General features: G+C 70.1%; 25 protein-coding genes and 1 pseudogene. 11 read left to right on the plus strand and 15 right to left on the minus strand.

Annotation, left to right across the window (positions count from 1 at the left end; translation table 11 throughout):
• Positions 1–103 precede the first annotated feature (103 nt).
• Positions 104–1,006 carry a 4-hydroxy-tetrahydrodipicolinate synthase gene (gene dapA, locus ACWD5Q_RS20530; RefSeq protein ID WP_451428445.1) on the plus strand — a complete coding sequence of 301 codons (903 nt, stop codon included), beginning with the start codon at positions 104–106 and terminating at the stop codon, positions 1,004–1,006.
• A gap of 126 nt (positions 1,007–1,132) precedes the next feature.
• Here the strand turns inward: dapA and dapD are convergent, their stop codons facing one another.
• The 11 genes from dapD to ACWD5Q_RS20585 all read right to left on the minus strand — a co-directional run bounded on the left by dapD (position 1,133) and on the right by ACWD5Q_RS20585 (position 9,894).
• On the minus strand, positions 1,133–2,122 hold the full coding sequence (gene dapD, locus ACWD5Q_RS20535) for a 2,3,4,5-tetrahydropyridine-2,6-dicarboxylate N-succinyltransferase (RefSeq protein ID WP_451428446.1): 990 nt from the start codon (positions 2,120–2,122) through the stop codon (positions 1,133–1,135).
• A gap of 116 nt (positions 2,123–2,238) precedes the next feature.
• The gene (locus ACWD5Q_RS20540; RefSeq protein WP_451428447.1) at positions 2,239–2,778 is read right to left on the minus strand and encodes a TetR/AcrR family transcriptional regulator; all 540 of its coding nucleotides are present in this window, start codon (positions 2,776–2,778) and stop codon (positions 2,239–2,241) included.
• A complete protein-coding gene (locus ACWD5Q_RS20545; protein WP_451428448.1) occupies positions 2,778–3,098 on the minus strand; it encodes a DMT family transporter in 321 nt (106 codons plus the stop codon). The genes ACWD5Q_RS20540 and ACWD5Q_RS20545 overlap by 1 nt, the downstream gene beginning before the upstream one ends.
• A gap of 173 nt (positions 3,099–3,271) precedes the next feature.
• A complete protein-coding gene (locus ACWD5Q_RS20550; RefSeq protein WP_451428449.1) occupies positions 3,272–3,607 on the minus strand; it encodes a metal-sulfur cluster assembly factor in 336 nt (111 codons plus the stop codon).
• Positions 3,604–4,071 (minus strand): Fe-S cluster assembly sulfur transfer protein SufU, encoded by a 468-nt coding sequence (gene sufU / locus ACWD5Q_RS20555; protein ID WP_451428450.1) that lies wholly within the window; start codon positions 4,069–4,071, stop codon positions 3,604–3,606. The genes ACWD5Q_RS20550 and sufU overlap by 4 nt, the downstream gene beginning before the upstream one ends.
• 16 nt (positions 4,072–4,087) lie before the next feature.
• The gene (locus tag ACWD5Q_RS20560) at positions 4,088–5,344 is read right to left on the minus strand and encodes a cysteine desulfurase (protein WP_451428451.1); all 1,257 of its coding nucleotides are present in this window, start codon (positions 5,342–5,344) and stop codon (positions 4,088–4,090) included.
• Positions 5,341–6,105 carry a Fe-S cluster assembly ATPase SufC gene (gene sufC, locus ACWD5Q_RS20565; protein WP_451428452.1) on the minus strand — a complete coding sequence of 255 codons (765 nt, stop codon included), beginning with the start codon at positions 6,103–6,105 and terminating at the stop codon, positions 5,341–5,343. Before sufC ends, ACWD5Q_RS20560 begins: the two co-directional genes overlap by 4 nt.
• 7 nt (positions 6,106–6,112) lie before the next feature.
• Positions 6,113–6,442: a non-heme iron oxygenase ferredoxin subunit gene (locus ACWD5Q_RS20570; RefSeq protein WP_451428453.1), complete on the minus strand. Its 330-nt coding sequence runs from the start codon at positions 6,440–6,442 to the stop codon at positions 6,113–6,115.
• Positions 6,439–7,623: a Fe-S cluster assembly protein SufD gene (sufD, locus tag ACWD5Q_RS20575; RefSeq protein WP_451428454.1), complete on the minus strand. Its 1,185-nt coding sequence runs from the start codon at positions 7,621–7,623 to the stop codon at positions 6,439–6,441. Before sufD ends, ACWD5Q_RS20570 begins: the two co-directional genes overlap by 4 nt.
• Positions 7,624–7,684: 61 nt before the next feature.
• Positions 7,685–9,106, minus strand: a complete 1,422-nt coding sequence (gene sufB / locus ACWD5Q_RS20580) for a Fe-S cluster assembly protein SufB (RefSeq protein ID WP_451428455.1) — start codon at positions 9,104–9,106, stop codon at positions 7,685–7,687.
• A complete protein-coding gene (locus tag ACWD5Q_RS20585; RefSeq protein WP_451428456.1) occupies positions 9,103–9,894 on the minus strand; it encodes a helix-turn-helix transcriptional regulator in 792 nt (263 codons plus the stop codon). The genes sufB and ACWD5Q_RS20585 overlap by 4 nt, the downstream gene beginning before the upstream one ends.
• Positions 9,895–10,055: 161 nt before the next feature.
• On the opposite strand from ACWD5Q_RS20585, the gene ACWD5Q_RS20590 reads away from it, so the two are divergent.
• From ACWD5Q_RS20590 to ACWD5Q_RS20605, 4 genes are all read left to right on the plus strand, one after another.
• Entirely contained in the window at positions 10,056–10,847 is a 792-nt protein-coding gene (locus tag ACWD5Q_RS20590) for an aminoglycoside N(3)-acetyltransferase (protein WP_451428457.1), read from the plus strand.
• Positions 10,848–10,899: 52 nt separating this feature from the next.
• A complete protein-coding gene (locus tag ACWD5Q_RS20595) occupies positions 10,900–11,823 on the plus strand; it encodes an ABC transporter ATP-binding protein (RefSeq protein WP_451428458.1) in 924 nt (307 codons plus the stop codon).
• Positions 11,824–12,003: 180 nt separating this feature from the next.
• The gene (locus ACWD5Q_RS20600) at positions 12,004–12,774 is read left to right on the plus strand and encodes an ABC transporter permease (RefSeq protein ID WP_451428459.1); all 771 of its coding nucleotides are present in this window, start codon (positions 12,004–12,006) and stop codon (positions 12,772–12,774) included.
• A gap of 54 nt (positions 12,775–12,828) precedes the next feature.
• Complete coding sequence (locus ACWD5Q_RS20605) at positions 12,829–13,836, plus strand: COX15/CtaA family protein (RefSeq protein WP_451428460.1); 1,008 nt, start codon at positions 12,829–12,831, stop codon at positions 13,834–13,836.
• A gap of 57 nt (positions 13,837–13,893) precedes the next feature.
• Here the strand turns inward: ACWD5Q_RS20605 and ACWD5Q_RS20610 are convergent, their stop codons facing one another.
• The 3 genes from ACWD5Q_RS20610 to ACWD5Q_RS20620 form a co-directional block, all read right to left on the minus strand.
• The gene (locus ACWD5Q_RS20610) at positions 13,894–15,000 is read right to left on the minus strand and encodes an amidohydrolase family protein (protein ID WP_451428461.1); all 1,107 of its coding nucleotides are present in this window, start codon (positions 14,998–15,000) and stop codon (positions 13,894–13,896) included.
• Positions 15,001–15,068: 68 nt separating this feature from the next.
• Positions 15,069–15,425 (minus strand): hypothetical protein, encoded by a 357-nt coding sequence (locus ACWD5Q_RS20615; RefSeq protein ID WP_451428462.1) that lies wholly within the window; start codon positions 15,423–15,425, stop codon positions 15,069–15,071.
• A gap of 130 nt (positions 15,426–15,555) precedes the next feature.
• A complete protein-coding gene (locus ACWD5Q_RS20620) occupies positions 15,556–16,509 on the minus strand; it encodes a heme o synthase (RefSeq protein WP_451428471.1) in 954 nt (317 codons plus the stop codon).
• A gap of 412 nt (positions 16,510–16,921) precedes the next feature.
• Here ACWD5Q_RS20620 and tkt point away from each other — a divergent pair, with 412 nt between their 5' ends.
• The 6 genes from tkt to ACWD5Q_RS20650 all read left to right on the plus strand — a co-directional run bounded on the left by tkt (position 16,922) and on the right by ACWD5Q_RS20650 (position 23,930).
• The gene (gene tkt / locus ACWD5Q_RS20625; RefSeq protein ID WP_451428463.1) at positions 16,922–19,024 is read left to right on the plus strand and encodes a transketolase; all 2,103 of its coding nucleotides are present in this window, start codon (positions 16,922–16,924) and stop codon (positions 19,022–19,024) included.
• Positions 19,025–19,057: 33 nt separating this feature from the next.
• Entirely contained in the window at positions 19,058–20,176 is a 1,119-nt protein-coding gene (tal, locus tag ACWD5Q_RS20630) for a transaldolase (RefSeq protein WP_451428464.1), read from the plus strand.
• 4 nt (positions 20,177–20,180) lie between these two features.
• Positions 20,181–21,713: a glucose-6-phosphate dehydrogenase gene (zwf, locus tag ACWD5Q_RS20635; protein WP_451428465.1), complete on the plus strand. Its 1,533-nt coding sequence runs from the start codon at positions 20,181–20,183 to the stop codon at positions 21,711–21,713.
• A complete protein-coding gene (opcA, locus tag ACWD5Q_RS20640; RefSeq protein WP_451428466.1) occupies positions 21,710–22,768 on the plus strand; it encodes a glucose-6-phosphate dehydrogenase assembly protein OpcA in 1,059 nt (352 codons plus the stop codon). The genes zwf and opcA overlap by 4 nt, the downstream gene beginning before the upstream one ends.
• On the plus strand, positions 22,765–23,547 hold the full coding sequence (pgl, locus tag ACWD5Q_RS20645) for a 6-phosphogluconolactonase (protein WP_451428467.1): 783 nt from the start codon (positions 22,765–22,767) through the stop codon (positions 23,545–23,547). The genes opcA and pgl overlap by 4 nt, the downstream gene beginning before the upstream one ends.
• 86 nt (positions 23,548–23,633) lie before the next feature.
• The gene (locus ACWD5Q_RS20650) at positions 23,634–23,930 is read left to right on the plus strand and encodes a hypothetical protein (protein ID WP_451428468.1); all 297 of its coding nucleotides are present in this window, start codon (positions 23,634–23,636) and stop codon (positions 23,928–23,930) included.
• A 115-nt stretch (positions 23,931–24,045) separates the two neighbouring features.
• Here ACWD5Q_RS20650 and ACWD5Q_RS20655 read toward each other — a convergent pair.
• A pseudogene (locus tag ACWD5Q_RS20655) lies at positions 24,046–24,396 on the minus strand (glucose-6-phosphate isomerase); the annotation flags it as partial.

A 24,396-nucleotide genomic window follows, 5' to 3' on the forward strand; every position in this document is an offset into this window, starting at 1 on the left:
CGAGGTCGATCCGCTCGATCTCACTCACGCAGCAGAATCTCTAACCAATACCATGTAGAAGAATTAAGTGGAGCTTCACAAACGCGCTGTCGACACTACTCCCATGACGACAACTGCTTCCCCGCGCCCGCCCTTTGGCCGCGCCCTGTGCGCCATGGTCACGCCCTTCACCGAGGCCGGCGCGCTTGATCTCGACGGGGCCCAGCGACTCGCGGACTGGCTGGTGTCCGAGGGGTGCGACGGACTGGTGCTGAACGGAACGACGGGCGAGTCGCCGACCACGACGGACGCCGAGAAGGCGGCACTCCTCGGGGCCGTCCGGGAGGCGGTCGGCTCCAGGGCGTCACTGGTGGCGGGCGTGGGCACTTTCGACACCCGGCACACCGTCGAGCTGGCCCTGGCGGCCGAGAAGGCGGGTGCGGACGGCCTGCTGGTGGTCAGCCCGTACTACAGCAAGCCCCCGCAGGACGCCCTTGCCTGGCACTTCCGCCAGGTCGCGGACGCGTCCGGGCTGCCGCTCGCGCTGTACGACATCCCCGCCCGCACCGGCACCCGCATCGAGCCCGACACGATGCTCCGTCTCGCCGACCATCCCAGGATCGTGGCGGTCAAGGACTGCTCCTACGACCTCCTCGGCATCCAGAAGGTGCTCTCCCGGACGGACCTGGCCTGCTACGCGGGCTGCGACGAGCACATCCTCGCCCTGTACGCGGTGGGCGGCGCGGGCTACGTGAGCACGGTGGCGAACATCGCCCCGCGCGCGATGCGGTCCGTCGTGGACGCGTACGACGCGGGCGACACCGCGGAAGCCATCCGGCTGCAGCACCGGACCCTCCCCCTTATCGAGGCGATGATGGCAGCGGGCCTGCCCGGCACGGTCACAGCCAAGGCCCTGCTCGGCGCCCTCGGCCTGCCCGCGGGCCCGGTCCGGGCACCGCTGCGGCCCGCGGGCCGGGAGGCGGTCGACGGGCTGCTGACGGCATATGAGCGGCTGATCACCGGCTGATCGGCACTGGGGGAGAGAAAAGCACCCGGGGCGCGCGCCGCGGGTGCCGTACAGCTCCTGGCATCCTTCGGACGCCCACCCGGCACCCCAAGCCGACAGGCGGCCGCAGATCACGGCCGCCGTGCGTCAGTTGTGGCTGTGCAGGATCTCGTTCAGGCCGCCCCAGACCGCGTTGTTCGGGCGGGCCTCGACCGCGCCTGTGACCGAGTTGCGGCGGAAGAGGATGTTGGAGGCGCCGGAGAGTTCACGGGCCTTGACGATCTGGCCGTCGGGCATGGTCACCCGGGTGCCGGCGGTGACGTACAGGCCGGCCTCGACGACGCACTCGTCGCCGAGGGCGATGCCGACGCCCGCCTCCGCGCCGATCAGGCAACGCTCGCCGATGGAGATGATCACGTTGCCGCCGCCGGAGAGCGTGCCCATGGTGGAGGCGCCGCCGCCGATGTCCGAGCCGTCGCCGACCACGACGCCCGCGGAGATACGGCCCTCGACCATGGAGGTGCCGAGCGTGCCGGCGTTGAAGTTCACGAAGCCCTCGTGCATGACGGTCGTGCCCTCGGCGAGGTGGGCGCCGAGGCGCACCCGGTCCGCGTCGGCGATCCGGACGCCCTTCGGGACGACGTAGTCCGTCATGCGCGGGAACTTGTCGATGGACGTCACCTGGAGGTGCAGGCCCTCGGCACGGGCGTTGAGGCGCACCTTCTCGAGGTCGTCGACGGCGACCGGGCCGAGCGAGGTCCAGGCGACGTTGGCGAGGAAGCCGAACATGCCGTCCAGGCTCAGGCCGTGGGGCTTGACCAGGCGGTGCGAGAGCAGGTGCAGTCGCAGGTAGACGTCGTGCGCGTCGATCGGCTTGTCGTCGACGGAGGCGATGACCGTGCGGACCGCGACCACCTCGACGCCCCGCCGGACGTCCGGGCCGATCGCCCTGGCGGCGCCTTCGCCGAGCAGCTCCACGGCACGCTCGGGGGACAGCCGCTCGGTGCCGGACGGGCCGGGCTCGGCGACCGGCTCGGGCGCGGGGAACCAGGTGTCGAGAACGGTGCCGTCGGTGGCGACGGTGGCGAGGCCGGCGGCCACGGCACCGGTGGTGCGGGGAGCAGTCGTGTCGGTCATGAGGGAAACCTAACGTGGCAGGGGGCACGCGGGCGAACCGGTGAACGGACCGTCTCACGAGCCGGGCCGGCACCGGCACCGGCAGAACGGCACCGCGCACCGGGTGCCCGCTGGCGTCAACCGTCCAGTACCCGTCGGAGCATCTCGCGCGCGTACCCCTCGTCGTACTCCGCCCCCGTCAGCAGCACCTGCAGACAGATCCCGTCCATCAGTGCGAGCAGTGCCCGCGCGGTGACCGGGTCGGTGCCCCGGGACAGCAGCTTCGCGGTCTCCTCCGTCCACTCGGCGGCGACCGGGCGCAGGGCGGGTCGGCGCAGGGCCGCGAGATACAGCTCGTACTCCAGCTCCACGCCGGTGCGGTCGCGGCCCAGCCACTCCCCGAGGGCCCGGGCGAGGTCCGCCGCGAGGTCGCCCTCCGCGGCCTGGGGCAGACCGCTCTCGGCGAGCATCGTGGCGAATCCCTCGTTCGTCTGCCGCAGCGCGGCGACCATCAGCTCGTCGAGGGTCTTGAAGTGGTACGTCGTGGAGCCGAGCGGTACGTCCGCCTCGGCGGCGACGGAGCGGTGGCTCAGTCCGGCCAGGCCCTTCCTCCCCGCCACCCGGATCGCCGCGTCCACGATCCGCTGCCGTCGCTCGGGGTCGTAGCGTCGGGGCATCAGTGCGCACCTCCCAGGTTCAGGACCACCACCCCGCCGACGATCAGCACGATGCCGGCGATCTTCGCGAGACCCAGCCCCTCCCCGAAGAGCACCAGCCCTATGGCGGCCACGGTGGCGGTGCCGATGCCCGACCAGATCGCGTAGGCCGTGCCGATCGGCAGGGTCTTCAGGGCCCGCGCGAGCAGCGTGAAGGACACGATGTACCCGAGGAGGGTCACCAGGGACGGCCCCAGCTTGCTGAACCCCTCGCTGTACTTCATGGCGGTGGTGGCGACGACTTCGGCGGCTATGGCCCCGGCGAGGAAGGCGAATCCCATGTGTACGAGTGTACGCAGTGATGTGTACGGTCGTACACATCACTGCCGGAATCTGAGCACGAAACCGGAATCTGAGCACGAAAAAGGCGACGCCCGTCGGGCGTCGCCGTTCTCCGCGGCCAGGGAAGGCCGAGGGACCCAAGAGCTCGGGGCTCCAAGGAGACCAGGGCGTCTCAGACGTTGAAGCCGAGCGCCCGAAGCTGTTCCCGGCCGTCGTCCGTGATCTTGTCGGGGCCCCACGGCGGCATCCAGACCCAGTTGATCCGCAGCTCGCTCACGAGACCGTCCGTGGCGGACTTGGCCTGGTCCTCGATGACGTCCGTCAGCGGGCAGGCCGCGGAGGTCAGGGTCATGTCGACGGTGGCGATGTTGGCCGACTCATCGATGTGGATGCCGTAGATCAGGCCGAGGTTGACGACGTCGATGCCCAGTTCGGGGTCGACGACGTCCATCAGGGCCTCACGGAGTTCCTCCTCCGAGGCCGGTTTCATCTCCAGGGTGTCGCTCATGCCGTCTTCCTCTCGGCGTCGGCGCCGCCCAGCGCCTGGGCCGTCGCGTCCTTCCACGCCATCCAGCTCAGGAGGGCGCACTTGACCCGTGCCGGGTACTTGGAGACCCCCGCGAACGCGACCGCGTCCTCCAGGATGTCCTCCATCGCGTCGTCGGGTTCGATCCTGCCCTTGGACTGCATCAGCTCCAGGAACGTCTCCTGGACCTTCTGCGCCTCCGCCAGGTCCTTGCCGACGAGGAGCTCGTTCAGTACGGAGGCGGAGGCCTGGCTGATGGAGCAGCCCTGGCCCTCGTACGAGACGTCCTTGATCGTCGTACCGTCGTACTTCACACGCAGCGTGATCTCGTCGCCGCAGGTCGGATTGACGTGGTGCACCTCGGCGTCGCCATCCCTCAGACCACGCCCGTGCGGGTGCTTGTAGTGGTCCAGGATGACTTCCTGGTACATCGAATCCAGCTTCACGGTTTCAGCACGCCCTTCAGCCGAAGAAGTTCCGTACGTGCTCCAGCCCCTCGACCAGCGCGTCGACCTCGGTCGGCGTGGAGTACAGATAGAACGACGCTCGCGTGGTCGCAGGAATTCCGTACCGCAGGCAGACGGGGCGGGCGCAGTGGTGGCCGACCCGGACCGCGATGCCCTGCTCGTCCAGGACCTGCCCCACGTCGTGGGGGTGGATGTCGCCGAGCGTGAAGGAGATCGCCGCGCCCCGGTCCTCGGCCGTGGTGGGGCCGATGATCTTCAGGTCGGGGACCTCGCTCAGCCGCTTGACCGCGTACTCGGTGAGGGCGTGCTCATGGGCGAGGATCTTGTCCATGCCGATCGAGGTCAGGTAGTCGATCGCCGCCCCAAGACCGACCGCCTGGGCGATCGGCGGGGTGCCCGCCTCGAACTTGTGCGGGGCGGGGGCGTACGTCGACGAGTGCATCGACACCGTCTCGATCATCTCTCCGCCGCCCAGGAACGGAGGAAGGTCCTCCAGCAGCTCCTGGCGGCCCCAGAGGACGCCGATACCCGTCGGACCGCACATCTTGTGGCCGGTGAAGGCCACGAAGTCGGCCCCGAGGGCCTGGACGTCCAGCGGCATGTGCGGCGCGGCCTGGGAGGCGTCGATGCAGACGAGCGCGCCGACCTCCTGGGCGCGGCGGACTATCGCGTCGACCGGGTTGACCGTGCCGAGGATGTTGGACACCAGCACAAAGGAGACGATCTTCGTCTTCTCCGTGATGATCTCGTCGATGTTCGACAGGTCGAGCCGGCCGTCGTCGGTGAGGCCGAACCACTTCAGCTTCGCTCCGGTGCGCTGCGAGAGCAGCTGCCACGGCACGATGTTGGAGTGGTGCTCCATCTCCGTGATGACGATCTCGGTGTCGCGGTCCACCCGGTAGGGCTCGTCGGCCCAGCCGAGCATGTTCGCGACGAGGTTGAGCGACTCGGAGGCGTTCTTGGTGAAGATGACCTCGTCGCGGCTCGGCGCGTTGATGAACGCGGCGACCTTGTCACGCGCGCCCTCGTACAGCGCCGTGGCCTCCTCGGCGAGCACATGCACACCGCGGTGGACGTTGGCGTTGTACCGCTCGTAGTACTCACTGAGGACGTCGAGCACCTGGCGCGGCTTCTGCGAGGTCGCCGCGTTGTCCAGGTACACGAGCTTCTTGCCGTCGTGGACCAGTCGGTCCAGGACGGGGAAGTCCTTACGGATCGCCTCGGTGTCGAGGAGGCCCGGCAGCTGTGTCACGCGGATGCGCCACCCTTCACGTAAGCCTCGTAGCCCTCGTTCTCCAGCTTGTCCGCGAGCTCGGGGCCGCCGGACTCGACGATGCGGCCGCCGGCGAACACGTGGACGTGGTCGGGCTTGATGTAGCGCAGGATGCGCGTGTAGTGCGTGATCAGCAGGGTGCCGACCTCGCCGGTCTCGCGGACGCGGTTGACGCCCTCGGAGACGATGCGGAGCGCGTCGACGTCCAGACCCGAGTCGGTCTCGTCGAGGATCGCGATCTTCGGCTTGAGCAGTTCGAGCTGGAGGATCTCGTGGCGCTTCTTCTCACCGCCGGAGAAGCCCTCGTTGACGTTGCGCTCGGCGAAGGACGGGTCCATGTTGAGGCGCTCCATGGCCCCCTTGACCTCCTTCACCCAGGTGCGCAGCTTCGGCGCCTCGCCGCGGATCGCGGTGGCGGAGGTGCGCAGGAAGTTGGAGACGGAGACGCCGGGGACCTCGACCGGGTACTGCATGGCCAGGAACAGGCCCGCGCGGGCGCGCTCGTCGACGGACATCTCCAGGACGTCCTCGCCGTCGAGCAGCACGGTGCCGCTGGTGATCGTGTACTTGGGGTGACCCGCGAGCGAGTAGGCGAGGGTCGACTTGCCCGAGCCGTTGGGGCCCATGATGGCGTGCGTCTCGCCCTGCTTCACGGTGAGGTCGACGCCCTTGAGGATCTCCTTCGTGGCGTTGTCGGCCTCGACGGTGACGTGCAGGTCTCGGATTTCAAGCGTTGCCATGGGTGCCTCAGGACTCCTGGGTGAGGGAGACGAGCACATCGTCCCCTTCGATCTTTACGGGGTATACGGGGACGGGGCGCGTCGCGGGAAGGGCGTCGGGCTTGCCGGAACGGAGGTCGAAGCGCGAGCCGTGCAGCCAGCACTCGATGTGGCAGTCGTCGACCTCGCCCTCGGACAGTGAGACGTTCGCGTGCGAGCAGATGTCGTTGATGGCGAACACCTCGCCCTCGGTGCGCACGACGGAGATGGGCGTGCCGTCGAGTTCCACCCGCTTCGGGGTGTCCTCCGCCAGCTCGCTCAGTCCACAGACGCGTACGAACTTCGACGGGTCAGTCATGCGACCGAGGCCTCCAGCTCCTCTTCGATCTTGGCGAGCAGTCGCTCCTCGATGTCCGCGACACCGATCTGCTGGACCAGCTCGGCGAAGAAGCCGCGGACCACCAGCCGGCGGGCCTCGTGCTCCGGGATACCGCGGGCCATCAGGTAGAAGAGCTGCTCGTCGTCGAAGCGGCCGGTGGCGCTGGCGTGGCCGGCGCCGACGATCTCGCCGGTCTCGATCTCCAGGTTGGGGACCGAGTCGACGCGGGCGCCGTCGGTCAGCACGAGGTTGCGGTTCATCTCGTACGTGTCCGTGCCCTCGGCCTTGGCCTCGATGAGCACGTCGCCGACCCACACGGCGTGCGCGTCGTCGCCCTGGAGCGCGCCCTTGTAGACGACGTTCGACTTGCAGTGCGGGGTGTTGTGGTCGACGAAGAGCCGGTGCTCCTGGTGCTGGCCCTGGTCGGTGAAGTAGAGCCCGAACAGCTCGGCCTCGCCGCCGGTGCCCGCGTAGGTCACGCGCGGGTGCAGCCGGACCACGTCACCGCCGAAGGTCACGACGACCGACTTGAAGGAGGCGTCCCGGCCGACCAGCGCGTTGTGCTGGGCCGCGTGCACCGCCTTGTCGTCCCAGTCCTGGACGGAGACCACGGTCAGCTTGGCGCCGTCGCCCAGCAGGTAGTCGACGTTGGCGGCGAGCACCGCGTCACCGGTGTGGTCGATGACCACGACGGCCTCGGCGAAGGCGCCGAGTTCGATCACCTGGTGGCCGAAGGCGGTCCCGCCCTGGCCGTGCACGGCGATGCGGATCGGCTCGGTGAGCACGGTCTCCTTCGGGACGGTCACGACCGAGGCCTTCTCGAAGCCGGAGTACGCCTGGGCGGCGACGCGGTCCACCGGGGCGCCCGCCTTGCCGAGCCGGGCGTCGTCACGGCCGACGGTCTCGACGGTGACGCCCTCGGGGGCCTCGACGGTCACCTTCACACCGTCGCCGTTCGCGACGGCGGTACCGTCGTGCAGCCCGCGCAGGCGCTCCAGCGGCGTGAACCGCCACTCCTCCTCACGGCCGTGCGGCACCGGGAAGTCCGCCACGTCGAAGGACGGCGGAGCGCTCATGCGCGTGGCGACGGTCGACTCGGCGGCGACCGCGATCTGGCCCGCGGTGGTGGAGCCCACGGGGATGTTCTGAGCCTCAGCCATGGCTGTCGGTCTGCTCTCTTCCTACGTCAGAAATCTGCGTGCTGCTGTCGGGGGGCGGGTCTTAACCGACCGCGCCTTCCATCTGCAGTTCGATCAGCCGGTTGAGTTCGAGCGCGTACTCCATGGGCAGTTCCTTGGCGATCGGCTCGACGAAGCCGCGCACGATCATCGCCATCGCCTCGAACTCGGAGAGGCCACGGCTCATCAGGTAGAAGAGCTGGTCCTCGGAGACCTTGGAGACGGTCGCCTCGTGGCCCATGGACACGTCGTCCTCGCGGACGTCGACGTACGGGTACGTGTCGGAGCGGGAGATGGTGTCGACGAGCAGCGCGTCGCACAGCACGTTCGACTTGGAGCCGTGCGCGCCCTCGCCGATCTCGACGAGACCTCGGTAGGACGTACGGCCGCCGCCGCGCGCCACGGACTTCGACACGATGTTGGACGAGGTGTTCGGCGCCATGTGGACCATCTTGGAGCCGGCGTCCTGGTGCTGGCCCTCGCCGGCGAAGGCGATGGAGAGCGTCTCGCCCTTGGCGTGCTCGCCCATCAGGTAGACGGCGGGGTACTTCATCGTCACCTTGGAGCCGATGTTGCCGTCGATCCACTCCATGGTCGCGCCCTCGTAGGCCACGGCGCGCTTGGTGACCAGGTTGTAGACGTTGTTCGACCAGTTCTGGATGGTCGTGTAGCGGCAGCGGGCGTTCTTCTTGACGATGATCTCGACGACCGCGGAGTGCAGCGAGTCCGACTTGTAGATCGGGGCCGTGCAGCCCTCGACGTAGTGGACGTAGGCGCCCTCGTCGACGATGATCAGGGTCCGCTCGAACTGGCCCATGTTCTCCGTGTTGATCCGGAAGTAGGCCTGGAGCGGGATCTCCACGTGCACGCCCGGCGGCACGTAGATGAAGGAGCCGCCGGACCACACGGCGGTGTTCAGCGCGGCGAACTTGTTGTCGCCCGCCGGGATGACCGTGCCGAAGTACTCCTTGAACAGCTCCGGGTGCTCCTTGAGCGCGGTGTCGGTGTCCAGGAAGATGACGCCCTGCTCCTCCAGGTCCTCGCGGATCTGGTGGTAGACGACCTCCGACTCGTACTGGGCCGCCACACCGGCCACGAGGCGCTGCTTCTCCGCCTCGGGGATGCCGAGCTTGTCGTAGGTGTTCTTGATGTCCTCGGGCAGGTCCTCCCAGGACTCCGCCTGCTTCTCGGTGGAGCGCACGAAGTACTTGATGTTGTCGAAGTCGATGCCCGACAGGTCCGAGCCCCAGTTCGGCATGGGCTTCTTCTCGAAGAGCTTCAGACCCTTGAGGCGCAGCTTGGTCATCCACTCCGGCTCGGACTTCTTGCCCGAGATGTCACGGACGACCTCTTCGCTCAGGCCGCGCTTCGCCGCGGCACCGGCCTCGTCGGAGTCGGCCCAGCCGTATTCGTACGTGCCCAGGCCCTCGAGTTCGGGGTGGGCAGTCTCCGTGGGGAGAGTCATGCGGGGTTCCTCCCGGCCGTGCTGGCAGATGCGTTGTGGGTGGTCTTGGAGATCTTTGAGGCTTTGTTCGAGGCGTCGGCCGCTGGGGGCGCCTTGGGGATGAACGTCGTGCAGACGCCGTCGCCGTGCGCGATCGTCGCCAGTCGCTGGACATGCGTGCCGAGCAACTCGGAGAAGATCTCCGTCTCGACCTCGCACAACTGGGGGAACTTTTCCGCGACGTGGGCGACCGGGCAGTGGTGCTGACAGAGCTGTTCACCGCTTTGCGGAAGGGGCGCGCTGCGCGCCGTAGCAGCGTACCCGTCCGCACTCAAGGCCTTGGCCAGAGCCTCGGTCCGCTGTTCGGGGTCGGCGGCCTCGATGGCCTGGCGGTACGCGCCCGCCTGCTCGGCGATCCTCGCGCGCGCGAAGGCGACGACGGCCTCGTCCCCGCCGAACCGCTCCCGGATCCAGCGCAGCGCGTCCGCGGCGAGCGCGTCGTAGGACTGGTCGAAGGCGTCACGACCGCAGTCGGTGAGCGCGAACACCTTGGCGGGACGGCCTCGCGTACGCGCCCCGTACACACGCTGCTCGCGCGCCTGGACGACGTCGTCCGCGACCAGGGCGTCCAGATGCCGTCGCACGGCCGCCTGGGTGAGTCCCAGCCGTCCGGCCAGCTCGGCGACGGTCGACGGGCCGTGGTCCAGGATGGAGCGCGCGACCCGGTTGCGCGTGGAGTGCTCCCCGGTCGCGAGTTCCTCCTGCGGGGCCCCCATGGGGGCCTCCCGAGCCTCGCCGACGTTTTTCACAACGCCATTGTTGCGTAATTCCTCGGAGCCTGACAAGCGCCACCGGAACCGTCCACCGATGCGGTAGATCACTTAGGTATACCTAAGTTGACCTGCGCAAACGATCTCCGATCAATCAAATGAGTGGCGGTTCGCAACGGTCTCCGCGAGACTCCCCGGCCATGCTCACACCCTCTTCGACCGGCCCTCTTGTCACCCGGGGCACGGTCTGCGCCCAGCTGCGCACACTCGGCGTCAGGCCCGGCGAGACGCTTCTCGTGCACTCCTCACTCAGCGCGCTCGGCTGGGTCTGCGGAGGCGCCGTCGCGGCCGTCCAAGGACTGCTCGACGCGCTCGGCCCGGACGGCACCCTGGTGGTCCCCACCCAGTCCGGGGACCTCTCGGACCCGGCGACGTGGTCCCGTCCGCCCGTGCCCGAGGAGTGGTGGGACACGATCCGCGCCACGATGCCCGCGTACGACCCGCTCGTCACCCCCTCGCGCGGAGTCGGCGTGATACCGGAGACCGTCCGCCGATGGCCCGGGGCCCTGCGCAGCGCGCACCCGCAGACCTCGTTCGCGGCCGTCGGAGCGCGGGCGCCGGAGGTGGTCGCGGGGCACGCGACCGACTGCCGACTCGGCGAGCGCAGCCCCCTGGCGCGGCTGGAGGCGATGGCCGCCCGTGTGCTGCTGCTGGGCACGGGCTACGACACCTGTACCAGCTTCCATCTCGCCGAGTACCGCATCCCGTCCCCCCTGGTCCGGGTGGGACGACCCGGACCGGACGGCTGGGAGGTGGTGACCGAGGTCTCGATCACCTCGGAGCAGTTCGACGAGCTGGGCCACGACTTCGAGCGGGACCGTCCGGTGGTCCGCGGGACGGTGGGCGCGGCCGACGCACGGCTCTTCCCGGTGGCGGACGCGGTGGCCTACGCGGAGCGGTGGCTGACCGTGCACCGGCCACGTGAGGAGTAGTTTTCGGACCCCCGCGTCCGGCGCCCGGCGCGCCTACCTAGACTCTGGACCCATGCGAAGTGAGCCGGTCATCCAGGTGCAGTCCCTGGTGAAGCGGTACGGCACGAAGACCGCGGTGGACGGCCTCGACCTGGTGGCCCAAGCGGGTGTCACCGCCGTACTCGGCCCCAATGGGGCGGGCAAGACGACCACCGTGGAGACCTGCGAGGGATACCGGAAGCCGGATTCGGGAACGGTACGCGTCCTCGGCCTCGACCCGGTCCGCGAGGCCGCCGCGCTGCGCCCCCGGATCGGCGTGATGCTCCAGTCCGGCGGCGTGTACGCGAGCGCACGCGCCGAGGAGATGCTCCGCCACGTCGCGAAGCTGCACGCCCACCCGCTGGACGTGGACACGCTCATCGAGCGGCTCGGGCTCGGCAGCAGCGGACGGACGCCCTACCGGCGGCTGTCGGGCGGCCAGCAGCAGCGGCTCGCGCTCGCGATGGCCATCGTCGGCCGCCCCGAACTGGTCTTCCTGGACGAGCCCACCGCCGGCCTGGACCCGCAGGCCCGCCGGGCCACCTGGGACCTGGTGCGCGATCTGCGTGCCGATGGCGTCTCGGTGATCCTGACCACCCACTTCATGGACGAGGCCGAGCAACTCGCCGACGACGTCGCGATCATCGACGCGGGCCGGGTCATCGCCCAGGGCTCCCCGGAGAAGCTGTGCCGCGGCGGCGCCGAGAACACGCTGCGCTTCTCCGGCCGGCCGGGCCTCGACGTGGAATCCCTGCTCAAGGCCCTCCCGGCGGACTCCATGGCGGCGGAACTGGCGCCGGGCGCGTACCGCGTCGTCGGCAAGATCGACCCCCAACTGCTCGCCACGGTCACCTCCTGGTGCGCCCAGCACGGCGTGATGCCGGACCGGATCTCCGTCGAACGGCACACCCTCGAAGACGTTTTTCTGGAGCTGACCGGCAAGGAGCTGCGTTCGTGATGGCGGTACGTGTGACCTTCGGCCGGGGGTCCGGGGGTTGCCCCCCGGAAGAACACAGCCTGGAGCTGACCGGCAAGGAGCTGCGTTCGTGATGGCGGTACGTGTGACCTTCGGCCGGGGGTCCTGGGGTTGCCCCCCGGAAGAACACAGCCTGGAGCCGACCGGCAAGGAGCCGCGCTCATGACCACCGCCGGTACCTACACCCCCGAGCCCGGCGCCGCGCCGCTGCCGCGGATGATCACGGCGCAGGCCGCACTCGAGACGAAGATGCTGCTGCGCAACGGCGAGCAGCTGCTTCTGACGGTCGTCATCCCGACGCTGCTGCTGGTCCTCTTCAGCTCCGTCGACATCGTGGACACCGGCGCCGGCAAGGCCGTCGACTTCCTCACCCCCGGCGTCCTCGCGCTCGCCGTGATGTCGACCGCGTTCACCGGGCAGGCCATCGCGACCGGGTTCGAGCGCCGCTACGGCGTGCTGAAGCGGCTCGCGTCCTCGCCGCTGCCCCGCTGGGGACTGATGACCGCGAAGACGGCCTCCGTGCTGGTCACCGAGGTCCTCCAGGTGATCCTGCTGACGGTCATCGCCTTCGCGCTGGGCTGGTCGCCGCACGGCAACCCGTTCGCCGTGCTGCTCCTGCTGATCCTCGGTACGGCGGCCTTCTCCGGGCTCGGCCTGCTGATGGCCGGCACGCTGAAGGCGGAGGCGACCCTGGCCGCCGCCAACCTGGTCTTCCTGCTGCTGCTCGTCGGCGGCGGCGTGATCGTGCCGCTGGACAAGTTTCCCCCCGGCGCCCAGGACGTCCTCGGCCTGCTCCCGGTCTCCGCGCTCTCGGACGGCCTCAGGAGTGTCCTCCAGCACGGGGCCGGCCTGCCTCTCGGCGACCTGGGGATCCTGGCCGGGTGGGCGGTCGTGGGGCTGGCCGCGGCCGGCCGGTTCTTCCGCTGGGAGTGAGCGGCCGGGGTATGGCCCCACCCACGTGAATTCATGCACAAGCTGCCCCCTACCATGAAGGACGTGCCAAACGTGACCCGCGCCGATGCCGTAGCGGCCGTGCGCAACCCGCTCGCCTTCATCGCCGCACGCTGGACCCCGGAGCCCCGGACGGTGCAGCGTGCGGCGTTCGCCGCGCTCGTCATGTCGGTGGTCCTCGTGGTCACCGGCGGTGCCGTGCGCCTGACCGGCTCCGGGCTCGGCTGCCCGACCTGGCCGCAGTGCACGGACGACTCGCTGACCACGACCAGCGCCATGGGCGTGCACGGCGCCATCGAGTTCGGCAACCGCATGCTGACGTACGTGCTGTGCGCGGCGGTCGGCTGGGCCATCATCGCCGCACGCTCGCAGAAGCCGCGGCGGCGCAGCCTCACCCGGCTCGGCTGGGCACAGTTCTGGATCGTCATGGGCAACGCGATCCTCGGCGGCATCGTCGTCCTCGTCGGTCTCAACCCGTACACCGTGGCCGCCCACTTCCTGCTCACCACCGCGCTCATCACGGTGGCCGTGCTCATGTGGCAGCGCACCCGCGAGAGCGACGCGGCCCCGCGCCCGCTGGTCGGCAAGGCCGTGCAGCAGCTCGTGTGGTTCCTGGTCGTCGCCTCGGCGCTGCTGATCGCGGTCGGCACGGTCGTCACCGGCGCCGGACCGCACGCCGGTGACTCCAGTGACGTCAAGCGCATCCCGATCGACTGGGAGACCGTCAGCAAGCTGCACGCCGTGCTCGCCTGGATCGTGGTGACGCTGACCTTCGCGCTGTGGTTCGTCCTCAAGGCGGTCGACGCGCCCAAGGGGCCGCTGCACCGCACCCGCGATCTGTTCGTGGTGCTGCTGTGCCAGGGAGTCGTGGGCTATGTGCAGTACTTCACGCACCTGCCCGAGGTACTGGTCGGCGTCCACATGTTGGGCTCCTGCCTGGTGTGGATCGGGACGCTCCGCGTGCTCCTGTCGCTGCGCGAGCGCCCCGAGGTGACGGCCGGTCTTCCGGGTCCCTCCGCGAAGTCGGCGCTCACCACGGCGTGACCACGGGCCCCGGAGCCGTTCGGCCCCGCTGATCCGGGCCGCCCGAGGGACGTACGGTCACGTGAGCCCGTACACCCGCCGTGCGTTCCCCGCGGCGATCATCCCCGCCACCCGCTGCGCGTCCTCCAGCGACCAGGCGCCCTCGGCGACCCAGCCGCCCAGCACCCGGGAGAGCGCCTCGCGGAACAGGCGGGCGCCGATCACATGCAGCTCGGGCAGACCGTGGGCGCCGCTGGAGAAGAGGAGCTTGCCGAAGGGAGCCAGCTCCAGGAGTTCGGCCAGGACGGCGGCGGCCCGGGCGCCGGTGCGGGCGAGCACCGCGCCCAGGTCCGCGTACACATGCGGGAACACTCCCGCCAGATGCGCCGCGTGCCGGTGGTACGGATAGCCGTGCAGCAGCACCAGGTCCGTGCCGAGCCCGGCCGTGGCGCGCACGAAGTCGGTGAGCAGGACCGGGTCGGTGCGGTCGATGCGCAGACCCGGTTCGCCCAGGCCCGCGTGGAGCTGGAGCGGGCGGCCCGAGGCCACCGCGCTCCACAGCAGATGCCGGAGCAGAACCGGATCCGACAGGGCGCCGCCCACCCGGCGCGCGGCGAGCCAGCGGCCCGCCGCGCCCCGCACCTCCCCCGGCCCCGGCGGCTCCGGCGCGAGCGCCAGACCGTGCCGTACGCCTGCCAGGGACGTGAACGCCACCGCGTGCGCCGCCACGCCGTGGATCGACTCGGCCAGATTGGCGAGGAACGCCTCCACCGTGCCGGAGGTGTCGGCCACCTGTTCGGCGAGCAGTTCCAGGCGGACGATCTCGTGGGCCTCGGCGTCCGACGCGGAGGCCATCTCGACCGGCCCGGTCAGATCGCCGGGCAGCCCGGTGTCGACGAGGTACGTGGTGATGCCGCTGCCCCGCAGAAGTCGGCGGCCCGCCTCCAGGACACCGAGTTCGCGGCGCCGGGCGAGATAGCGGGCGGGCGGGCAGTGCGGCTCCAGGCCGAGCAGCGGGGGACACCAGCGGCGTACGGCGAAACCGGTCTGGGTGTCGAAGAGGGTGGTGCCGGCGGCCGGCGGGCCCTCGGTGCGGGCCAGGTGGGCCTCGAACGTGCCGAGGCCCAGCTCGGTGCGGAGCACGCCGTGGCAGTACTGGTCCACCAGGGACGGCGTTTCGATCATCCGGACTCCCCGCGACTGGACCGTGTCTGCAAAGGTCCTAACGGGTGAAGCGGCGTGAAGTGTTGCTCTCAGGCGGTGCGCTTGCCGCCCACCTGGATCCCCGCCATCCGGGTCCACTCGTAAGGGCCGGTCTTCACCTTGCCCGCGAACGCACCGTCGAAGCTCTCGTGGACGGTGATTCCCGCCTTCCGCACCGCCTTCTCGGCGATGTCGTACGTCGGTGCGACGAGGTCGCCCCAGCCGCCGTCCCCGCCGACGAGCACGATCCGGGCGCCGCGCTCCCCGATGTACGCCACCTGGCCCTCGGCGCCGCCGTGCGCCTTGGCGAAGGCGTCGATCTCCTTGGCTAGCCGGGCCGCCCTGCGCTCGGCCCTGGCAACCTGCCTCGCGTCGGTGCCCTCGTCAACCTGCTGCGTGTCTGCCATGGTCAGGATGCTACCGACGGGTAGATCAAACGGCGACGGGAGGGGTGCGTGGCCTTGACCACGTACGCTCGCGCTCTCGGCTTCGCCCGAGCGGGGCGCACCCCGTCTCCCGCGGGTTTTCCGCGGACGGCTACCGCAGGAACGGGTCCACGGCCACCGCGACGAACAGCAGCGAGACATAGGTGATGCTCCAGTGGAAGAGGCGCATCTCCTTCAGCTTCGCGCCGGCGGCCTCGGCCTTCGCGCGGTTCTGCAGCGCGTGCGCCTCCCACAGCCACCAGCCGCCGGCCGCGAGGGCGACCGACGTGTAGAACCACCCGGTGTAGCCGAGCGGCGTGAGCAGCAGCGAGACCGCGACCATCACCCAGCTGTAGATCACGATCTGCCGGGCGACCACCTTGTTGGAGGCGATGACCGGCAGCATCGGCACGCCCACGCGCGCGTAGTCCTCCTTGACCTTCATGGACAGCGGCCAGTAGTGCGGCGGCGTCCAGAAGAACATGACGAGGAAGAGGATGACCGGCGCCCACGACAGGGAGTCGGTGACGGAGGACCAGCCGATGAGGACCGGGAGGCAGCCGGCGATGCCGCCCCACACGATGTTCTGCGACGTACGCCGTTTGAGGATCATCGTGTAGACGACGACGTAGAAGAGCAGCGCCCCGAGCGACAGCCAGGCGGACAGCCAGTTGACCGTAAAACCGAACAGCAGCGTCGAGACGACGGCCAGCGTGACGCCGAAGGCGAGGCACTCACGGGGGCTGACCATGCCGGTGACCAGGGGCCGCTGCGACGTGCGCTCCATGAGCGCGTCGATGTCACGGTCGATGTACATGTTCAGCGCGTTGGCGCCGCCCGCGGAGAGGTAGCCGCCGAGGCAGGTGAGCACCACCAGCCGCAGGCTCGGCACACCCTGCTGCGCGAGGAACATCACCGGAACGGTGGTGATCAGCAGCAGTTCGATGATCCGCGGCTTGGTCAGCGCCACGAACGCCTTGACACGGGCCCCAATCGGCCGCTGGCCCCGGCTGCTGCTCGTCCCGAGCACTCCCGGCGGACGGGATTCGACGGCCGTCACGTACACCCCTGACAGAGACATCCCAGCGAGCCCAGGCTGTGAAATTGCGGTACAAGGCTCGCGCGTACCCACGCAACTCTAGACGTTGCCCCCAGCCCGCCCTTCGCGGGGGTCGGTCGTGTTGGGGCCGCCGCCCGGTGCGCAGGTGAGCGGCGGGGCCCGGGCACTGAGCAGTCGCCGAGGCGGAATTGCCCGAGCCGGGGACCGCTCGATTGAGCAGTCGGATGAGCAGCTGCGTATTCCTCTTGTTTCCCCTTGCCGCATACCGTTCAGGCCGGTCGGGAGGCGGATCGCAGCGACTCCCGGCAGTCTGGAATGACTCGAAAAGACGCACGTGCCTACAAGGGTAGGCTCAGCAACGGCCGGTGGGCGCACAGTGCACCGGCATTCGACATGTGGAGAGGAGCCCTGACTCAGGGTGAGCACCAAGCCGACCACCACAGACCTCGAGTGGACCGAGTTGGACCAGCGGGCCGTGGACACCGCCCGTGTTCTGGCCGCCGACGCCGTACAGAAGGTCGGCAACGGCCATCCGGGTACGGCGATGAGCCTGGCTCCGGCCGCCTACACCCTCTTCCAGAAGGTGATGCGCCATGACCCGGCGGACACGCACTGGGTGGGGCGCGACCGTTTCGTGCTGTCCGCCGGTCACTCGTCCCTGACCCTCTACACCCAGCTCTACCTGGCCGGTTTCGGTCTGGAGCTGGACGATCTGAAGGCGTTCCGCACCTGGGGTTCGAAGACCCCCGGCCACCCGGAGTACGGGCTCACGGTGGGCGTGGAGACGACGACCGGCCCGCTGGGCCAGGGTGTCGCCAACGCGGTGGGCATGGCGATGGCCTCCCGTTACGAGCGCGGCCTGTTCGACCCGGACGCCGCGCAGGGCGCCTCGCCCTTCGACCACTTCATCTACTGCATCGCCGGTGACGGGTGTCTGCAGGAGGGCATCTCCGCGGAGGCGTCCTCGCTGGCCGGCCACCAGAAGCTCGGCAACCTGATCATGCTGTGGGACGACAACCACATCTCGATCGAGGGCGACACGGAGACCGCGATCTCCGAGGACACGGTCAAGCGGTACGAGGCGTACGGCTGGCATGTGCAGCGCGTGGCGCCGAAGCCGGACGGCGACCTGGACCCGCACGCCCTCTACGACGCGATCGAGGAGGCCAAGAAGGTCACCGACCGGCCGTCCTTCATCGCGATGCGCTCGATCATCGCCTGGCCCGCCCCGCACGCCCAGAACACCGGGGCCGCGCACGGCTCGGCGCTGGGCGAGGAGGAGGTCGCGGCCACCAAGCGCGTCCTCGGCTTCGACCCCGAGAAGCACTTCGAGGTCACGGACGAGGTCCTGGCGCACACCCGCGAGGCGCTGGAGCGGGGGCGTGAGGCCAAGGCCGCGTGGGAGAAGACCTTCCAGGCGTGGCGGACGGCCAGCCCGGAGCGCGCCGCCGAGTTCGACCGCATCAGCAAGGGCGAACTGCCCACCGGCTGGGAGGAGAAGCTCCCGGTCTTCGAGGCGGGCACGGCACTGGCCACCCGCGCCGCCTCCGGCAAGGTGCTGGGGGCCCTCGGCGCGGTGATCCCCGAGCTGTGGGGCGGCTCCGCCGACCTGGCCGGCTCCAACAACACCACCTTCGACAAGAACAGCTCCTTCCTGCCGGCGGACAACCCGCTGCCGGGGGCGGACCCCTACGGGCGCACGATCCACTTCGGCATCCGCGAGCACTCCATGGCCGCGGAGATGAACGGCATCACGCTGCACGGCAACACCCGCGTCTACGGCGGCACCTTCCTCGTCTTCTCCGACTACATGCGCAACGCGGTGCGTCTGTCGGCCCTGATGCACGTGCCGGTGACGTACGTGTGGACGCACGACTCCATCGGTCTCGGCGAGGACGGCCCGACCCACCAGCCGGTCGAGCACCTGGCCAGCCTGCGCGCCATCCCGGGCCTGAACGTCGTCCGCCCGGCCGACGCCAACGAGACCGCGATCGCCTGGCGCGAGATCCAGCGGCGCTGGACCAAGGAGTTCGGCAAGGGCGCTCCGCACGGTCTCGCGCTGACCCGTCAGGGCGTGCCGACGTACGAGCCCAACGAGGACACCGTCCGCGGTGGTTACGTGATGTTCGAGGCGGAAGGGCCCGCGGGGCAGAGCGCGGAGCCGCAGGTGATCCTGATCGCCACCGGCTCCGAGGTGCACCTCGCCGTCGAGGCCCGTGAGCAGCTCCAGGCCGAGGGCGTCCCGACGCGGGTCGTGTCGATGCCGTCGGTGGAGTGGTTCGAGGAGCAGGACCAGGGGTACCGGGACAGCGTCCTGCCGCCCTCGGTGAAGGCGCGGGTCTCGGTCGAGGCCGGGACCGGCCTCACCTGGCACCGGTTCGTCGGGGATGCGGGCCGCATCGTTTCCCTGGAGCACTTCGGTGCGTCGGCCGACGGCAAGGTGCTCTTCCGCGAGTTCGGTTTCACTGCCGAGAACGTCGCATCCGCCGCCCGGGAATCGATCGCCGCAGCCCAGCGCTGACGCTGATAACGACATGTAGGAGATGCATTTCCCATGACAGACGCACTCAAGCGCCTCTCCGAGGAAGGCGTCGCGATCTGGCTGGACGACCTGTCGCGCAAGCGGATCACGTCCGGCAACCTCGCCGAACTGATCGACCAGCAGCACGTCGTGGGCGTCACCACGAACCCGACGATCTTCCAGAAGGCGATCTCGTCGGGCGACGGCTACGAGCAGCAGCTCGCCGATCTCGCCGCCCGCAAGGTCACGGTCGAAGAGGCGATCCGCATGATCACCACGGCGGACGTCCGTGACGCCGCCGACATCCTGCGCCCGGTGTTCGACGCCACGCAGGGCCAGGACGGCCGCGTGTCGATCGAGGTCGACCCACGTCTGGCGCACAACACCCGGGCCACTGTCGCCGAGGCCAGGCAGCTCGCCTGGCTGGTCGACCGGCCGAACACGCTCATCAAGATCCCGGCCACCGAGGCGGGTCTCCCGGCGATCACCGAGACGATCGCCAACGGCATCAGCGTCAACGTCACGCTGATCTTCTCGCTGGACCGCTACCGCAAGGTCATGGACGCCTACCTGACCGGCCTGGAGAGGGCCAAGGAGCGCGGCCTGGACCTGTCCAAGATTCACTCGGTGGCGTCCTTCTTCGTGTCCCGTGTGGACAGCGAGGTCGACAAGCGGATCGACGCGCTCGGCACCCCCGAGGCCAAGGCGGTGCGCGGCAGGGCGGCCATCGCCAACGCCCGGCTCGCCTACCAGGCGTACGAGGAGGTGTTCGGCAGCGACCGCTGGCTCGCCCTGGACAAGGAGCAGGCCAACAAGCAGCGTCCGCTGTGGGCGTCCACGGGCGTCAAGGACCCGGCCTACAAGGACACCATGTATGTCGAGGACCTGGTGGCGCCGAACACGGTGAACACCATGCCGGAGGCCACCCTGCTGGCCACCGAGGACCACGGCGAGATCACCGGCAACACCATCGCCGGTACCTACGAGCAGGCGCGCGCCGACCTGGACGCGATCGAGAAGCTCGGGATCTCGTACGACGACGTGGTCCAGCTCCTGGAGGACGAGGGCGTCGAGAAGTTCGAGTCGTCCTGGATCGACCTCCTGAAGTCAACCGAGGCGGAACTCAAGCGCCTCGCGCCCTCGGAGGGCTGACATCGTGACATCCGTACACGGAGCGAATCCGCTTCGTGACGCCGCGGACCGACGGCTCCCGCGTATCGCGGGGCCGTCGGGCCTGGTGATTTTCGGCGTTACGGGCGATTTGTCACGTAAGAAGCTGATGCCCGCGGTTTACGACCTGGCGAACCGCGGACTGCTGCCGCCGGGCTTCTCGCTCGTCGGCTTCGCCCGTCGCGAATGGCAGGACGAGGACTTCACGAAGGAGGTGCACGACGCGGTCAAGGAGCATGCCCGTACCCCCTTCCGCGAGGAGGTCTGGCAGCAGCTCATCCAGGGCATGCGCTTCGTCCAGGGCACCTTCGACGACGACGACGCGTTCGAGCGGCTGCGCGCCACCATCGACGAACTGGACAAGGCACAGGGCACGGGAGGCAACTTCGCCTTCTATCTCTCGGTGCCGCCGCGCTCCTTCCCGGTGGTCATCCAGCAGCTGAAGAAGCACGGTCTGGCCGACCAGAAGGAAGGCTCCTGGCGCCGGGCGGTCATCGAGAAGCCCTTCGGCCACGACCTGAGGTCGGCCGAGGAGCTGAACGCGATCGTGCACGAGGTCTTCGCCCCGGACCAGGTCTTCCGCATCGACCACTACCTGGGCAAGGAGACCGTCCAGAACATCCTGGCGCTGCGGTTCGCCAACCAGCTCTTCGAGCCGGTCTGGAACCGGTCCTTCGTGGATCATGTGCAGATCACGATGGCCGAGGACATCGGCATCGGCGGCCGGGCCGGCTACTACGACGGCATCGGCGCCGCCCGCGACGTCATCCAGAACCACCTGCTCCAGTTGCTGGCGCTGACCGCCATGGAGGAGCCCTCCTCCTTCGGCGCGGACGCGCTCGCCGCCGAGAAGACCAAGGTGCTCGGGGCCGTCCGGCTGCCCAAGAACCTCGGCCGTGACACCGTGTTCGGCCAGTACACGGCCGGCTGGCAGGGCGGCGAGAAGGTCACCGGCTACCTCCAGGAGGAGGGCATCGACCCGCAGTCGAAGACCGACACCTACGCCGCGATCAAGCTGGGGATCGACAACCGCCGCTGGGCGGGCATCCCCTTCTACCTGCGCACCGGCAAGCGGCTCGGCCGCCGGGTCACCGAGATCGCGGTCGTCTTCCAGCGCGCCCCGCACTCCCCCTTCGACACCACCGCCACCGAGGAACTCGGGCAGAACGCGGTCGTCATCCGCGTCCAGCCGGACGAGGGCGTCACTGTCCGCTTCGGCTCCAAGGTGCCGGGCACCTCGATGGAGATCCGGGACGTGTCCATGGACTTCGCCTACGGCGAGTCCTTCACGGAGTCCAGCCCCGAGGCGTACGAGCGCCTGATCCTGGACGTCCTGCTCGGCGACTCGAACCTGTTCCCGCGCACCGAGGAGGTCGAGCTGTCCTGGAAGATCCTCGACCCGATCGAGGTGCACTGGGACAAGCACGGCAGGCCCGCGCAGTACCCGGCCGGCACCTGGGGGCCCGTCGAGGCCGACACGATGCTGGAACGAGACGGACGGAGCTGGCGCCGCCCATGAAGATCGATCTCACGGACACCACGGCCAGCAAGATCAACAAGGCGCTGGTGGAGGGCCGCCGTGCCATCGGCACCCCCGCCGTCGGCATGGTGCTCACGCTGGTCATCGTCACCGACGAGGAGAACGCCTACGACGCCCTGAGGGCCGCCAACGACGCGTCCCGCGAGCACCCCTCGCGCACCCTGGTGGTCGTCAAGCGCGTCTCGCGTTCCCCGCGCGACCGCACGTCCTCGCGTCTGGACGCCGAGGTGCGGGTGGGCGCGGAGGCGGGCACCGGCGAGACGGTGGTCCTGCGGCTGTACGGCGAGGTGGTCCACCACGCCGACTCGGTGGTGCTGCCGCTGCTGCTGCCGGACGCCCCTGTGGTCGTGTGGTGGCCGGTGAACGCACCGCTGGACCCGGCCAACGACCCGCTCGGCGCGCTCGCCCAGCGCCGGGTCACCGACTCCTACACGGCCGAGGCGCCGGTGCGGGAGCTGAGCGCCCGCGCCGACGCCTACACACCCGGCGACACCGACCTGTCGTGGACCCGCATCACGCCCTGGCGCTCGATGCTGGCCGCCGCCCTCGACCAGGTCACCTGCAAGGTCAAGGCCGTCGAGGTGGAGGGCGAGGAGTTCAACCCGAGCTGTGAGCTGCTCGCGATGTGGCTCGCGGACCGGCTGGACGTCCCCGTCAAGCGCTCCCTGTCCGCCGGCCCCGGCCTCACGGCCGTCCGACTGGACACGAGCTGCGGCGCGATCGTCCTCGACCGGGCGGACGGTGCGCTGGCGACGCTCTCGATCGAGGGGCAGCCGGACCGGGCGGTGGCGCTCAAGCGCCGCGACACCTCCGAGCTGATCGCGGAGGAGCTGCGCCGGCTCGACCCCGACGACACCTACGCCGCGGCGCTGCGGTACGGCGTGCACCGGCTGACCACTCCGGCCGCGCCGGCCTCCGCCGGGGAACCCGGCGCGGCGGAGTCGGCCGCCGAGGCCCCCGCGCAGGGCGCCGCGAAGGCCCCCGGGAAGCGGGCCGCCCAGAAGGCCCCGGCGAAGAGGGCGGCGACGAAGTGAGTACCCCCCAGCTCGTGGTGCACCACGACAAGGAGCTGATGGCCCAGGCCGCGGCGGCCCGGCTGATCACCAAGATCGTGGACGCGCAGGCCTCCCGGGGCTTCGCCTCGGTGGTGCTCACCGGCGGCCGCAACGGCAACGGCCTGCTCGCCGCGCTCGCCGCCGCGCCCGCCCGGGACGCCGTCGACTGGGCCCGGCTCGACCTGTGGTGGGGCGACGAGCGCTATCTGCCGGAGGGAGACCCGGAACGCAACCACACCCAGGCGCGTGAGGCGCTGCTCGACGCCGTCCCGCTGGACCCGAAGCGCGTGCACCCCATGCCCGCGTCGGACGGCCCGTACGAGGCCGACGTGGAAGCGGCGGCCGAGGCGTACGCGGCGGAGCTGGCCCGGGCCGCGTGTCCCGAGAACCACGGCTCGGTGCCCACCTTCGACGTTCTGATGCTGGGCGTCGGCCCGGACACCCATGTGGCCTCGCTCTTCCCGGAGCTGCCCGCGGTGCGGGAGACGGAGCGGACGGTCGTCGGCGTGCACGGCGCGCCGAAGCCGCCGCCGACCCGGGTCTCCCTCACGCTGCCGGCGATCCGCTCGGCCCGTGAGGTGTGGCTGCTGGCGGCCGGCGAGGACAAGGCGCAGGCCGTGGCGATCGCACTGTCGGGCGCGGGCGAGATCCAGGCCCCGGCGGCCGGGGCGTACGGCAGGTCCCGCACGCTGTGGCTGCTGGACTCGGCGGCGGCCGCCCGACTGCCGAGATCGCTGTACCCGCCGGCATCCGCCTGACCGGCGCGTTCGTGGTGGCACGCCGGACGGACCCGTCACCGCCCGTCCGGCGTGCTGTCCTCGGAGCGGGGACTGCTTGACCGACCGTGGCACTGCTCGCGGTGCCCGTGGCCGCCGTGCTGCTCATCGTTGCCACCACCGGGCTCGCGGCCCGGCGCGCGGGACGGGTGACGGCGTTCGGCATTCCCCTCACCCACTGGCTGATCGGCGCTCGGGGCCGGTCCAGCGGTATCAGCGCCTGGCTGCTCGCCCAAGGCCCGTCCCCGGTCCTTCCGGTCCCCTTCGGGGCTCTCGTCGTACTCGGTGCCGGCGCTCCCGCCGCCCTGCCCGCGTCCCGCGCGGCATGCGGACGGCCCGCGGACACGGTGAGCGCGGTGGCCTGAACGGGGAGCGCCCCGGCCGGTCGGCGCGGGACGACGACGCACCGGCTGTCATGATCACCCGGGCGCCCACGGGAAGCGGACGGTACCGCACCGCCCGCTTCCCGATCCGTTCCTGCTAACGGCCGCGCAGCGCCCGGTACTTGGCGACCAGCGCCTTGGTGGACTCGTCCAGGCCCGGAACCTCGGCGCCCTCGGTCAGCGCGGGCTCCACGCGCTTGGCGAGGACCTTGCCGAGTTCGACGCCCCACTGGTCGAAGGAGTCGATGTTCCAGACCGCACCCTGGACGAACACCTTGTGCTCGTAGAGGGCGACGAGCTGGCCGAGCACCGAGGGGGTCAGCTCGGTGGCGAGGATCGTGGTGGTGGGGTGGTTGCCCTTGAACGTCTTGTGCGGCACCAGCTCCTCCGGGACGCCCTCGGCGCGCACCTCGTCCGGGGTCTTGCCGAAGGCCAGCGCCTGCGTCTG

This window comes from Streptomyces sp. NPDC002513, assembly GCF_053595355.1.

Excerpts from the sequence above, each read along its gene's own strand:
- sufC (WP_451428452.1), bottom strand. The coding sequence starts at position 6,105 with ATGGCAACGCTTGAAATCCGAGACCTGCACGTCACCGTCGAGGCCGAC.
- ACWD5Q_RS20595 (WP_451428458.1), top strand. The coding sequence starts at position 10,900 with ATGCGAAGTGAGCCGGTCATCCAGGTGCAGTCCCTGGTGAAGCGGTAC.
- ACWD5Q_RS20610 (WP_451428461.1), bottom strand. The coding sequence starts at position 15,000 with ATGATCGAAACGCCGTCCCTGGTGGACCAGTACTGCCACGGCGTGCTC.
- ACWD5Q_RS20545 (WP_451428448.1), bottom strand. The coding sequence starts at position 3,098 with ATGGGATTCGCCTTCCTCGCCGGGGCCATAGCCGCCGAAGTCGTCGCC.
- ACWD5Q_RS20550 (WP_451428449.1), bottom strand. The coding sequence starts at position 3,607 with ATGAGCGACACCCTGGAGATGAAACCGGCCTCGGAGGAGGAACTCCGT.
- opcA (WP_451428466.1), top strand. The coding sequence starts at position 21,710 with ATGAAGATCGATCTCACGGACACCACGGCCAGCAAGATCAACAAGGCG.
- dapD (WP_451428446.1), bottom strand. The coding sequence starts at position 2,122 with ATGACCGACACGACTGCTCCCCGCACCACCGGTGCCGTGGCCGCCGGC.
- tal (WP_451428464.1), top strand. The coding sequence starts at position 19,058 with ATGACAGACGCACTCAAGCGCCTCTCCGAGGAAGGCGTCGCGATCTGG.
- sufB (WP_451428455.1), bottom strand. The coding sequence starts at position 9,106 with ATGACTCTCCCCACGGAGACTGCCCACCCCGAACTCGAGGGCCTGGGC.
- ACWD5Q_RS20615 (WP_451428462.1), bottom strand. The coding sequence starts at position 15,425 with ATGGCAGACACGCAGCAGGTTGACGAGGGCACCGACGCGAGGCAGGTT.
- ACWD5Q_RS20540 (WP_451428447.1), bottom strand. The coding sequence starts at position 2,778 with ATGCCCCGACGCTACGACCCCGAGCGACGGCAGCGGATCGTGGACGCG.
- ACWD5Q_RS20605 (WP_451428460.1), top strand. The coding sequence starts at position 12,829 with ATGAAGGACGTGCCAAACGTGACCCGCGCCGATGCCGTAGCGGCCGTG.
- ACWD5Q_RS20600 (WP_451428459.1), top strand. The coding sequence starts at position 12,004 with ATGACCACCGCCGGTACCTACACCCCCGAGCCCGGCGCCGCGCCGCTG.
- sufD (WP_451428454.1), bottom strand. The coding sequence starts at position 7,623 with ATGGCTGAGGCTCAGAACATCCCCGTGGGCTCCACCACCGCGGGCCAG.
- dapA (WP_451428445.1), top strand. The coding sequence starts at position 104 with ATGACGACAACTGCTTCCCCGCGCCCGCCCTTTGGCCGCGCCCTGTGC.
- ACWD5Q_RS20590 (WP_451428457.1), top strand. The coding sequence starts at position 10,056 with ATGCTCACACCCTCTTCGACCGGCCCTCTTGTCACCCGGGGCACGGTC.
- ACWD5Q_RS20570 (WP_451428453.1), bottom strand. The coding sequence starts at position 6,442 with ATGACTGACCCGTCGAAGTTCGTACGCGTCTGTGGACTGAGCGAGCTG.